General features: G+C 71.0%; 6 protein-coding genes and 1 pseudogene. 4 read left to right on the plus strand and 3 right to left on the minus strand.

Annotation, left to right across the window (positions count from 1 at the left end):
* Positions 1–42: 42 nt before the first annotated feature.
* From ACQEVC_RS15935 to ACQEVC_RS15945, 3 genes and pseudogenes are all read left to right on the plus strand, one after another.
* Positions 43–979 (plus strand): annotated as a pseudogene (locus ACQEVC_RS15935) (arginase family protein); the annotation flags it as partial.
* Between the two features lie 948 nt (positions 980–1,927).
* Positions 1,928–2,485, plus strand: coding sequence for a TetR/AcrR family transcriptional regulator (locus ACQEVC_RS15940; protein ID WP_432877875.1), 558 nt, complete (start codon positions 1,928–1,930; stop codon positions 2,483–2,485).
* 107 nt (positions 2,486–2,592) lie between these two features.
* Positions 2,593–2,826: a TM2 domain-containing protein gene (locus ACQEVC_RS15945; protein WP_318394832.1), complete on the plus strand. Its 234-nt coding sequence runs from the start codon at positions 2,593–2,595 to the stop codon at positions 2,824–2,826.
* A gap of 85 nt (positions 2,827–2,911) precedes the next feature.
* Here the strand turns inward: ACQEVC_RS15945 and ACQEVC_RS15950 are convergent, their stop codons facing one another.
* Positions 2,912–4,876, minus strand: a complete 1,965-nt coding sequence (locus ACQEVC_RS15950) for a penicillin-binding transpeptidase domain-containing protein (protein WP_432877878.1) — start codon at positions 4,874–4,876, stop codon at positions 2,912–2,914.
* A gap of 381 nt (positions 4,877–5,257) precedes the next feature.
* On the opposite strand from ACQEVC_RS15950, the gene ACQEVC_RS15955 reads away from it, so the two are divergent.
* On the plus strand, positions 5,258–10,363 hold the full coding sequence (locus tag ACQEVC_RS15955) for an NAD-glutamate dehydrogenase (RefSeq protein ID WP_432877881.1): 5,106 nt from the start codon (positions 5,258–5,260) through the stop codon (positions 10,361–10,363).
* Between the two features lie 86 nt (positions 10,364–10,449).
* On the opposite strand, the gene ACQEVC_RS15960 is transcribed toward ACQEVC_RS15955, so the two are convergent.
* Both ACQEVC_RS15960 and ACQEVC_RS15965 read right to left on the minus strand, forming a co-directional pair.
* Positions 10,450–11,184, minus strand: a complete 735-nt coding sequence (locus tag ACQEVC_RS15960; protein ID WP_432891441.1) for a class F sortase — start codon at positions 11,182–11,184, stop codon at positions 10,450–10,452.
* A gap of 1 nt (position 11,185) precedes the next feature.
* Positions 11,186–11,971: a hypothetical protein gene (locus ACQEVC_RS15965; RefSeq protein WP_432877884.1), complete on the minus strand. Its 786-nt coding sequence runs from the start codon at positions 11,969–11,971 to the stop codon at positions 11,186–11,188.
* Between the last annotated feature and the right edge of the window lie 201 nt (positions 11,972–12,172).

The raw sequence follows: 12,172 nt of genomic DNA on the forward strand, positions 1-12,172 counted from the left end.
GCGTGCCGGCCTGGCAGCCGCGATACCGGACGGGAGCACAGTATGCGCCGGATCGCCGTCCTGGACGCCCCGTCCAACCTGGGCCTGCGTCCGCCGACCCCCACGTCGGTGCCGGGCTGCGCCAAGGCACCGGGCGCGCTGCGTGACCACGACCTGATCGCCCGGCTCGCGGCCCGGGACGCCGGCTGTCTCACCCCGCCCCGGTACGACCCGGGCGACTGGCGTCCCGGGGACGGGGTGTGCCACGCCGGCTCGATCGCGCACTACTCGATGGAGTTGGCCGAGCGGATCGGCGGCATCATCGACCAGGGCGAGTTCCCGCTGGTGCTCGGCGGGGACTGCTCGATCCTGCTCGGCTCGGCGCTCGCCATGCACCGGCTGGGCGAGTCGGTCGGCGGCCGGATCGGGCTGGTCTTCGTGGACGGCCACTCCGACTTCCGGCACCCGGGCAACGCCTCCTACGTGGGTGCGGCGGCAGGTGAGGACCTGGCCCTGGTCACCGGGCGGGGCCAGGCCGACCTGGCGGCGATCGAGGGGCGCCGGCCGTACTTCCGGGACATCGACGTGGTGGTGCTCGGCATCCGCGCCCACGACGAGTACCGGCTCGACCTCCAGGCGGCCGGTATCGTCACCCGGCCGGTGCCGGCGCTGCGGGTCGAGGGGGCGTCCCGGACCGCCCAGTGGGCGCACGACCAGTTGACCGACTGCGCCGGCTACTGGGTCCATGTCGACGTCGACGTGCTCGATCCGGCCGTGATGCCGGCGGTGGACGCGCCGGACCCGGGTGGGATCGCCTTCGCCGAGCTGGAACTGCTGCTGGCCGGGCTGGTCGACACCCCGCACTGCCTGGGAGTGGAGATCACCGTCTTCGACCCTGACTACGACCCGGAGGGGGGCTACGCGGCCGAGATCGTCGACACGCTGGTCGCCGGCCTGGCCCCGGTCGCCGCGCCCGAGGCGGTGCCGCCCCGGCTGCCCCCGGGCCGACCGACCACCCCCGGCCTGGGCCCGACCGTCCCGGGGCCTCGTACCGTTTCCCCCGTCATGCCGACGGTGCCTTCCCCCACCCTGCCGACGGCCCCGGCCACCGCCCGCCGGGGAGTACCGGCGGTGGAATTTCCCGCCTTCTCCCGACCCTCCCCGGCCGCGACGGCGCTCGGCGCGGTGCCGGTACCGGAGGCGGCCGAGCCTGCCGAGTCACCGGTTGCCGGGTCGGCCGGTGCGCCTCTCGGTGAGTCGGATGGTCCGCCGGACGCGCGGGCGGGACGGGACGAGTTCGGCACCGACCTCGAGCCGGAGGATCGTGCGGCGGTTCGATCGGCTGCGGAACCCATGCAGAGTGCCGGGTCGAACGGCGCCAACCGACGCCGGTCTGAGGTACCCGATCTGTCCGCTCGCTGGTCGGAGCCGGTCGGCCCACCCGCCTCGGCCGGTCCGGGCCGGCTCCGCCGCAACCCGTCACCTCCGGTCGAGGAGTCGGCCGCCGAGGCTCCGCCGAGCCCTGGTCCGGCCGACGATGAGCCCGCAGCGCCGGGTGAGGCGCCGATCCGTGACCCAGGGCCGGGGTCGGCGGCGGAGATTGCCTGAGGTCGGCGGCTCACCATTGGCCGGCCAGATGGCCGGTGGCCGGCCAGATGGCCGGTTACCTCGCCGGCCCGTCGATGGGCGGTGAGCGCCGGGCCGGGCTTACCCGGCGGTCCGACTGTCGAGTTGGGTGCACAGACGGGGCATCGGAACGCTGCTGGTCACAGTGGTGCCAGCCGGCTGAGTCGGCTGATCTCACCGTGTGCCGCCCGCCGGACGGTGGCGGCGGCCGGTTGACAGGAGCTGGCTATGCTAACTAGCTTCTAGGCTATGGAAGATAGCAAGTCGCCCTGTCCAGGGAAAGCGTCGCCCTGTCCAGGGAAAGCTTGGCACAGGTCGCGCGGTGCCTAGGGTCGGACTCTCCACGACGGCCGTGGTCAGCGCCGCGATCCAGGTGATCGACGAGCAGGGCGTCGATGCCCTGACCCTGGCGGCTGTCGCCGCACGCACCGGAGTCGCCCCGCCCTCGCTCTACAAGCACGTCGCCGGCCTCGCCGAGCTGCGCACCCTGGTCGGGATCCGGGTGATCACCGAGATGACCGACCGGTCCGTGGCGGCCGTGCTGGGCCGCAGCGGCGACGAGGCGGTGGCGGTGCTGCTGCGCACCTACCGCGACTACGTCCGGGAGCACCCGGCCCGGTACGCCGCGATGCCGCCCGATCCCCTGCACGATCCGGCCATGGTCGAGGCCGGTACCCGGATGTTGCAGGTCTTCCTCGCCACGCTGCGCGAGTACGGGCTCACCGACTCGGCGGCGATCCACGCCACCCGGTGCGGTCGGGCCATCGCGCACGGATTCGCCTCGCTGGAGGCCAGCGGTGGCTTCGGGCTGTCGGAAGACCTGGACGAGACGTACGAGCAACTGATCGCGATGTACGTCGGCAGTCTGCCGCGCCGCTGACTTTTGGCTGATCGCGCCCGGGGCAACCGGGGCAGCGGAGCCGATCGGGTTCCGGTAATGTGCGCGAACGTTCATCTTTCCTGAGAATGTCCTGAGAGGAATAGACCATGTCCACAACCGCCGCCGGTCCGGCCGTCGGGCAGAAGTCCTGGCTCGTCGCGGTGCTGCTCTGCCTCTTCCTCGGCACCATCGGCGTGCACCGGTTCTACGTCGGCAAGATCGGCACCGGCATCCTGATGATCCTGACGTTCGGCGGCTTCGGCATCTGGACGCTGATCGACCTGATCATGATCCTGGTCGGCAAGTTCAACGACAAGCAGGGTCTGGCGCTCGCCCGCTGAGGCGACCCGCACCGACGGCCGGGGCGGTCCGGGAGAGATCCCGTCGACCGCCCCGGCCAGCGCGTTTCGTGGGCCGCGCGGCTGCTCAGCCGAGGCTGCGGAGGAATTTCTCGGCGATCGGCACGGCGGTCGCCGTACTCGACCCGCCCTTCTCGACGAAGACGGCGAACGCGACGTCCCCCTGCCAGCCCACGAACCAGGCGTGGGTGTGCGCCGGGTTGTCGTCGTACTCGGCGGTGCCGGTCTTGCCGTACACCGGGTCGCCCGGTACGTCGGCCAGCGCGCTGCCGGTCCCCTTGGTGACCACCTCGCGCATCATCGTGCGAAGCGGCTCGACCGAGCCGGCCTTCAGTTGCGGGCCGGGCGGCGCGGGCTCACCCGGTGCCGGCTCCAGCACCAGCTTCGGCTGTTGCCACTGGCCACGGGCGACCCCGGCGGTCGCCGCGGCCATCGCCAGCGGGCTGACCACGGTGGTGCCCTGGCCGAAGGCGGCCGCCGCCCGCTCGGCCGCCGACCCGCCCGCCGACACCTTGCCGCTGAACGCGTCGATCCCGAGCTTCCAGTCGGCCTCCAGCCCCAGGCTCCGGCCGGCGTTCGCCAGCCCGTCCGGCCCCAGTTTCGGGGCCAGCGCGGCGAACGCGGTGTTGCAGGAGCGGGCGAAGTCGGTCCGGAACGGCACCGTGCCGAGGGCGAAGTTGTCGGAGTTCTTGAACGAACGGCCGTCCACGGTGAACGTCTTCGGGCAGGCGACCGGCCCGTCCAGGCTGACCGCCCCGATGTCGAGCAGGCCGAGCGCGCTGACCATCTTGAAGGTCGAGCCCGGCGGGACCTGGGCGGTGAAGGCCAGGTTCTCGGCGCTGCCGCCGTTCGCCGCGGCGAGTACCGCGCCGTCGCTGATTCGTACCGCGACCAGGGCGGCCCGCTGCCGGGACCCGCGCACGGCGTCGTCGGCGGCGTTCTGCGTCGGCACGTCGAGGGTGGTCTTCAGGGGTACGCCGGCCTGCGGCTCGCGCCGGAACACCTCGGTACCGGTTGGCGTGACCGTACCGTCCGGGCGCTTGCTGGCGATGATCACGCTCAGTCCGACCCCGCCACGCAACTGCTTGTCGTACCGACCCTGTAGGCCGCCGTGGCCGACCAGGTCACCGGACTCGAAGAGCCCGGGGTTGGCGGCCATGTCGTCGGCCAGCACCGGGTCGACCGAGCCGAGCAGTGCCCGGGCGAAGTCCCGGGTCGGCGCGAGTTCCCGCTGCTCGTCGCGGAACTTCGTGCCCGGCAGGTCGTAGATGCGCGGTTTGATCTGGAGGTACGCCTCCCGACGCAGGGTCACCACGTCGACGAAGGCGTCCGGTTTCGCCTCCCGCATCCGGGTCGGCAGGTCGGTCAGGTCGACCGGCGGGGTGATCGGCGGCCGGATCGCCTTGAACGCCGCGTCGAGCTGCCGCACCAGGCCGGGTACGTCGGTCACCTCGCTGGGCTGTACACCGACGAGTACCACCGGCCGGGGCGCCACGATGGGCTTGCCGGCCCCGTCGGTCACCGCCGCGCGCGTGGCGGGAAGCCGGCGCACGGCCAGCTCGTCTCCGCGGGTCAGGCGGGGCTCGACGACCTTCGGTTCCCAGATCACCTGCCACTCGTCGTCCTCACCACGCTTGAGGTGGATCTCCGACGGGTACGTCCAGTGCGTGTCACCAGGCAGCGTCCAGTCGACCCGTACCGTCGCGGTCGCGGTGTCTTCTGTGATCTTCGCCTCGCCCTCCCGGCGGAGCTTCGGCGGCGTCTCGGCCAGTTCGCCGGAGAGCTGCTTGATCTCCTCGGCCACCTCGTCGGCCGGTACCCGATCACCCGCCGGGTTGCGGAATCCGACCTTGTTGAGATCGCCACCGAGCCAACCGGTCAGGAACGTGTCGACCGCGCGGTCCGGGCCGTCCGAGTCCGAGCATCCGGCCAGGGCCCCGGCGGCGAGCAGCACGCCGGTCAGCACGGCGGCCGTCCCCCGACGGGTGGTTTGTCGGGACAGCGGGCGTTGGGACGGGTTCGGGAAGCGCATGCCGCGATTACCTTCCAGGTCGGCGCACCGCCGGAGGTTCCTCCGGCAGCAGACCGACGGTAGTACGCGGTGCCGAATCGCGGCTGCCCCGGTGCTGTCCGCGAGGTTCGCGCCACGCCCGCTTCGGGCGATGCGGTGCTGGTCAGAGCAGATATGGCCGTCCGCTTCGGTCGGGATCGCGGGTCCGGCGGGGCGGATCGGGTGATGGCCGAGCGTGCGTGGGTACTCCGACGCGGGCGTGTCGGGCGTCCGCAACGGATGAAAGGACAGATCCCAGATCCGACATCCGGCCGCCGGTCCACCGGCAGAGAGGCTTATCGGTAGGGCCTAGTCTGGGGCGGAGAGTGACCCACGGCGTGGTGGGTCGAGGGGAGTGGCACGATGGACCGGCGTCCGGCGATCACACCGGAACCCGTTCTCCGGCCGGCGAATGCCAGCCGAGACGACAGCTACGACGCGGCGATCGACGACGACGGGGCGGGCTCTCGACTCGCCTCCGGCGCGACCGGCGTGCCGGGGGCCAGCATCGACACTCTCTACGATCTCGGACTGCCCCCGGAGGCCCTCGTCGACGACGTCGAGGACGCGGATCTGGACGAACCGGTACCGAACGCCGAGCGGCTGGTCGCCCAGGCGGTGGCGCTGGCCGGCGACGACCACGACGCGGCCACGCTCGTCGACCGGTTCTGGCGGTTCGCCCCGGACGAGGAGCTGATCGGCTTCACCCCGGCGGAGATGCTCGCCGCCGCGAAGGCGCACCGGGAACTCGCCCAGCAGCGGGTGCCGGGCGAACTCAAGCTGAGGATCCACGAGCCGGACGAGGAGCAGCAGCACACCGTAATTGAGATAGTTACGGACGATATGCCGTTTTTGGTGGACTCCATCACGGCGCTGCTGACCGGGCACCACCTCGACGTGCACATGCTGGTGCACCCGCTGGTGGTGGTCCGCCGTGAGCCACTCGGCAGGTTGACCGAGGTCGCCGCCGACGTCGAACCGGACGACGCGATCGACGGTGACATCGTCGAGAGTTGGATGCGGATCGAGATCGATCCGGTACGCGGCGCGGCGGACCGGGACCGATTGCGCGCCGAGTTGCAGCGGGTGCTCACCGACGTACGCGAGGCGGTGGAGGACTGGCCCAAGATGCGGCAGCGCGCCCTCTCTCTCGCCGACGAGCTGGCCGCCGCACGGACCTCGGAGAACCGCCCACCCGTACCCGAAAAGGACATCACCGACTCGGTGGAGCTGCTCCGCTGGCTGGCGCACGAGCACTTCACCTTCCTCGGCTACCGCGAGTACCGGCTGGTCGACGCCGACGAGGGGAGCGCGAGGAGTGAGCTTGCGAGCCCCGCAGTCGCGACCGAAGACAGGCACGGTCCGGCGCTGGAGGCGATCCTCGGCACCGGGCTGGGCATTCTGCGCCAGGACTCCACCACGCCCCGGGCCCTCTCCTCGATGACCCCCGAGGCGCACCAGAAGGTGACCGAGAAGCGCCTGCTCATCATCACCAAGGCCAACTCCCGGGCCACGGTGCACCGGTCGGCCTATCTGGACTACATCGGTTTCAAGGTGTTCGACGAGCGCGGCGAGGTGGTGGGTGAGCGCCGTTTCCTGGGCCTGCTCGCCACCGCGGCGTACCGGACCAGCGTCCGCGAACTGCCGGTGGTCCGGCGCAAGGTCGCCGAGGTGCTGGACCGGTCCGGGCTCAGCCCGCGCAGCCACTCCGGCAAGGACCTGTTGCAGATCCTGGAGACCTATCCCCGGGACGAGCTCTTCCAGATCAAGACCGACGACCTCTACCACGCCGTCGTCGGGGTGCTCCGGATGGCGGGCCGCCGCCAGCTCCGGGTCTTCCTGCGCCGCGACGGGTACGGCCGGTTCATCTCCTGCCTGATCTACCTGCCCCGGGACCGGTTCACCACGCAGAACCGGCTGCGCATGCAGGAGATCCTGCTCCGCGAGCTGAACGGGATCGGGGTGGACTACACCACCCGGGTCACCGAGTCGATGCTGGCCCGGGTGCACTTCATCGTCCGGACCGATCCGGCCAGCCCACCCGGCGAGGTGGACGCCGACCTGCTCGCCGAGGAACTCGCCGACGCGACCCGGCTCTGGGACGACGACTACCGGCTGGTGCTGGAGCGCAAGCTCGGTGACGAGCAGGCCAAACGGCTCTTCACCCGGTACGCCGACGCGTTCCCGGAGGGCTACAAGGACGGGCACACCCCGTACGAGGCGATGAAGGACCTCGCCAAGCTCGAACTGCTGGAGGAGCCGGGCCAGCTTGAGATGCACATGTTCCGCAAGCAGCAGCCGGTCCGGCCGGGCGGCCCCGCCCCGGCCACCGCGGTCGAGGACGTCCGGTTCAAGGTCTACCGGTACGGCGAGCCGATGGTGCTCTCCGCGGTGCTTCCGGTGCTGCACTCCCTCGGCGTACGGGTAGTCGACGAGCACCCGTACGAGGTGGACCGGATCGACGGCCGGATCTACCTCTACGACTTCGGCCTGGAGCTGCCGGACGGCGCCCGGGACCTGGCCGAGGTACGTCCGCACGTGGAGAACGCCTTCTCCGCCACCTGGCGCGGTGAGGCCGAGGTCGACGGCTTCAACGAGCTGGTGCTGCGCGGTGGCCTCACCTGGCGGCAGGTGGTGGTGCTGCGGGCGTACGCGAAGTACCTGCGGCAGGCCGGCACGGTCTTCTCGCAGGACTACATGGAGTCCACCTTCATCGCGTACCCGCAGGTCGCCGCCTCGCTGGTGGAACTCTTCGAGGTGCGGTTCTCGCCGACGATCGGGCTGGGCGCGGAGGAGCGCAACCTGCGCGGCAAGGAACTGGTCACCTCGATCAACCAGCAGCTCGACGACGTGAGCAGCCTGGACCAGGACCGGATCCTCCGGTCGTACCTGACGCTGATCCAGGCGACCCTGCGGACCAGCTTCTACCAGCGGCGCACCGACGGGCGACCCAAGTCGTACGTCGCGTTCAAGCTCGACCCGCAGATGGTGCCGGACCTGCCGGCGCCCCGGCCGAAGTACGAGATCTTCGTCTACTCGCCGCGCTTCGAGGGCGTACACCTGCGGTTCGGGCCGGTGGCCCGGGGCGGTATCCGCTGGTCGGACCGGCGGGAGGACTTCCGGACCGAGGTGCTCGGCCTGGTCAAGGCGCAGATGGTGAAGAACGCCGTGATCGTGCCGGTCGGCGCCAAGGGCGGCTTCGTGCTCAAGCAGAAGCCGGGCGACCGGGACGAGGCGGTCGCCTGCTACCAGGGCTTCATCTCGGCCATGCTGGACGTGACCGACAACCTGGTCGGCGGGCAGGTCGTGCCGCCGTCCGACGTGGTCCGGCACGACGCCGACGACCCCTACCTGGTGGTGGCGGCCGACAAGGGCACGGCCAGTTTCTCCGACACCGCCAACGAGATCTCGGTACGCAACGGCTTCTGGCTGGCCGACGCGTTCGCCTCCGGTGGCTCCGCCGGCTACGACCACAAGAAGATGGGGATCACCGCCCGGGGTGCCTGGGAGTCGGTGAAGCGGCACTTCCGGGACATGGGGATCGACACCCAGACCCAGGACTTCACGGTGGTCGGCGTCGGCGACATGTCCGGGGACGTCTTCGGCAACGGGATGCTGCTCTCCGAGCACATCAAGCTGGTGGCCGCATTCGACCACCGGCACATCGTGCTGGACCCGGACCCCGACCCGGCCACCTCCTACGCGGAGCGCCGCCGGCTCTTCGACCAGTCGCGTTCCTCCTGGGCGGACTACAACGCGGAACTGCTCTCCGAAGGCGGCGGGATCTATCCGCGTACCGCGAAGTCGATCCCGATCAGCCCGCAGGTCCGTGCGGTACTCGACCTCGGCGACGGCGTCGAGTCGATGTCGCCGCAGGAGCTGATGAAGGCGATCCTCTCCGCCCCGGTCGACCTGTTCTGGAACGGCGGGATCGGCACCTACGTCAAGGCGTCGTCGGAGTCGAACGCCGAGGTCGGGGACAAGTCCAACGACGCGATCCGGGTGGACGGCCGGGACCTGCGCTGCCGGGTGGTCGGCGAGGGCGGCAACCTGGGCTTCACCCAGGTCGGCCGGATCGAGTACGCCCTGGCCGGCGGCCGGATCTTCACCGACTTCATCGACAACGCGGCCGGGGTGGACACCTCGGACCACGAGGTGAACATCAAGATTCTGCTCGGTGCGGCGGTGGCCGACGGCGAGCTGAGCGTGCCGGACCGGGACGCGCTGCTGGCCGAGATGACCGACGAGGTCGCCCAGCTCGTGCTCCGGGACAACTACGATCAGGCCCGGGCGATCGGCAACGCGCTGGCCCAGGCGGCCTCGCTGCTGCCGGTGCACCGCCGGATGATCTCCGACTTCGAGCGGGCCGGTCACCTCAACCGGGAGCTGGAGGCGTTGCCGCCGGACGAGGAGCTGGCGACCCGCACCGACACCGGACTGACCGCGCCGGAGTTCGCGGTGCTGCTGGCGTACGTCAAGATCGTGCTGGAGCGGGAGATCCTGGCCGACCGGTTGCCGGACGAGGAGTGGACCTTCGAGGTGCTCTCCAACTACTTCCCGACCCCGCTGCGCGAGCGGTACGCCGACCGGATGCCGGAGCATCGGCTGCACCGGGACATCGTCACCACCATGCTGGTCAACGAGGCGGTGAACCGGGGCGGCATCTCGTTCATCTACCGGGTGGTGGAGGAGACCGGCGCCACCCCGGCCGACGTGATCCGGGCGTACGTGGTGGTCCGCGAGGTGTTCGGGCTGCGGGAGATCTGGGCCGACATCGAGGCGCTGGACAACAGGGTGCCGACCGAGGTGCAGACCGCGGTCTACCTGGACACCCGGCGGCTGCTCGACCGGGCCGTCCGGTGGCTGGTCACCAACCGCCGTTCGCCGATCGACGTGCCGGCCGAGACGGCTCGGCTGCGCGACGGGGTCTCCCGGCTCCTGCCCGAACTGGGCAACCTGTTCTACGGCAGCGAGCGCGAGGCGCTGGAGGCGCACGTCGAGATGTGCGTGCGGCGCGGCCTCTCCCGGGACCTGGCCGAGCGTGCCACCCGGTTGATGTACAGCTTCGGCCTGCTCGACGTGGTGGAGACGGCGAAGGCGACCGGGCGGGACGTCGGCGAGGTGGCGGCGGTCTACTTCGTGCTCTCCGACCGGTTCCGGGTCGACTCGCTGCTGTCGAAGATCTCGCTGCTGCCCCGGGAGGACCGCTGGCAGACGCTGGCCCGGATGGCGCTGCGCTACGACCTCTACGCCGCGCTGGCCGCGCTCACCGCCGAGGTGCTGGGCGGGACCTCCGCCGACCTGCCGCCGGACGAGCGGGTGCAGGAGTGGGAACGGTCGAACTCGATCTCGATCGGCCGTACCCGCAAGGCGATGGGGGAGTTCGACGAGTCCCGGGCCGACCTGGCCGCGCTCTCCGTACTGCTGCGGCAGATCCGTACCCTGGTCCGAACCTCGGCGGCCGGCTGACCGGACAGCCGCGTCGGCGGCGTACGGGGCCGTCGGTCCGAGTACGCCGCCGCCCCGGCCGGTCGCCGGGACGGCAGGAGGCTCGGTCAGGGAATCCGGGTGGCGGAGACGATCACGTTGTTGCGGTAGCTGCGTTTCTTGCGGTCGAAGGTGCCGCCGCAGGTCACAAGCTGGAGCTGGGCGGTGTCCGCCGCGCCGTAGACCAGTTCGGACGGAAACGACGTCTTCGGGTACGACTTCACCGCGTCCACCGCGAACCGGACGACCTTGCCGTCCTTCCGGGTGACCTCGACCCGGTCGCCCCGCTTGAGCGCGCCGAGCCGGAAGAAGACCGCCGGGCCCGTCACCGCCGAGTCGACGTGCCCGACCAAGACCGCGTTACCGAACTCGCCGGGGCTGGCCCCCGCGTTGTACCAGCCGGCGAGCTTGGCCTGCTTGAGCGGCGGCACCTGCACGGTCCCGTCGTCGTTCACTCCGACCGACATGATCTTCGCGTTCACCTTGATCTTCGGAATGGTGATCCTGACCGGCTCCGAGCGCGGCAGTTCCGCCGGCTGGGGCGGCTCGGCGGTCGGGGTGCCCGGCTGGCCGGACGGTGCGCCCGGGACCGGTGACGACGACGGCAGCGGTTCCGGAGTCCACTCGGGCTGCGGCGTCGCCTCGCCGGCCTCGGTCTGGGCGGGCTGCGGCGGCTGCGCCGGCGCCGGGTTCAGGCCGGCGGTGAGCAGGGCGGTCCCGCTGAGTGCGAGCAGGACGACCAGGGTGACGCCGGCGGCACGCCACGGTTTCCCGTGCCGGCCGCCGGCGCGCCTGGTCGGCACGTCAGGCGAGTGAGCCATCGGTACGACGCCGGCGGATCATCAGGAAGCCACCGATCGCGGCCGCCCCCAGCAGGCCGGCTCCGGCAGCCGCCCGGCCCGAGTCGGTGCTGGCACCGCCGTCACCGCCGGGCACGGAACCGCGGGGCAGCACCACGATCTTGCCCGTTCCGTTGCACGCCCCCCAGGCCCGGTAGTGCCCGGGCTTGGTCTTGTGCGGCACCTTCGCCCAGGCCCAGTACTTGGCCTCGCCGTCGTTCGTGGCCTGGCCGCCCTCGCCGCCGGGCTGCTCGTCGCCCGCCTCCGGCTGGCCACCCTCGGGCAGCGGGGGCTGCCCACCCTCAGGCAGCGGTGGCTGCCCGTCGTCCGGCGGGAGCGGTGGCTGTCCGCCGTTCGGCGGGAGCGGTGGCTGTCCGCCGTTCGGCGGGAGCGGTGGCTGCTCGCCGTTCGGCGGGAGCGGTGGCTGGCCGTCGTCGTCCGGCTGACCGTCGTCCGCGGGCGGGCGCTGCCTCTCCGGTACCCGGTCGCCATCCTTCGTGACGGGCTTGAGCCAGAGCTTGCCGGTGATCTTCGACGAGACCCAGGCCCTCTCCACCGAGTGCTCGCACTTCAAGATGATTTTGAACTTGTGTCCCGGCTTCACCCCCTTCGGCACCGTGTAGATGTGGCCCTTGTTCTCCCGCTCGTGTGGGGCGTCGTCCGCCAGAGCGGTTCCGGGCGCGCAGACCAGCAGGGACGCGGCACCGATGCCGGCGCCGGCCATCACCTTTCCCAGCAACTTCCTACTCATGACTCGTAGTCACTCCTTCCCCGTTGGTTTGCTCGGCGGCCAGCCGAGCCAGAACCGACGCTAGCTAGTTTGTGAGGTGATGTCGCGATTATGGGTGTTCTTTCCGAAAGCTCGCTTATGAGTGGTAGAGAGTGCTTCACGTCAAAGATGTCCGCATCGCCGGGCGGGCACCTGCCCAACGTGACGGGGGACAGCGGCGCA

Source organism: Plantactinospora sp. CA-294935 (assembly GCF_050936445.1).
Lineage (GTDB): Bacteria > Actinomycetota > Actinomycetes > Mycobacteriales > Micromonosporaceae > Plantactinospora.

Coding starts and splice junctions, on each gene's coding strand:
- ACQEVC_RS15965 (WP_432877884.1), bottom strand. CDS start 11,971: ATGAGTAGGAAGTTGCTGGGAAAGGTGATGGCCGGCGCCGGCATCGGT.
- ACQEVC_RS15950 (WP_432877878.1), bottom strand. CDS start 4,876: ATGCGCTTCCCGAACCCGTCCCAACGCCCGCTGTCCCGACAAACCACC.
- ACQEVC_RS15955 (WP_432877881.1), top strand. CDS start 5,258: ATGGACCGGCGTCCGGCGATCACACCGGAACCCGTTCTCCGGCCGGCG.
- ACQEVC_RS15945 (WP_318394832.1), top strand. CDS start 2,593: ATGTCCACAACCGCCGCCGGTCCGGCCGTCGGGCAGAAGTCCTGGCTC.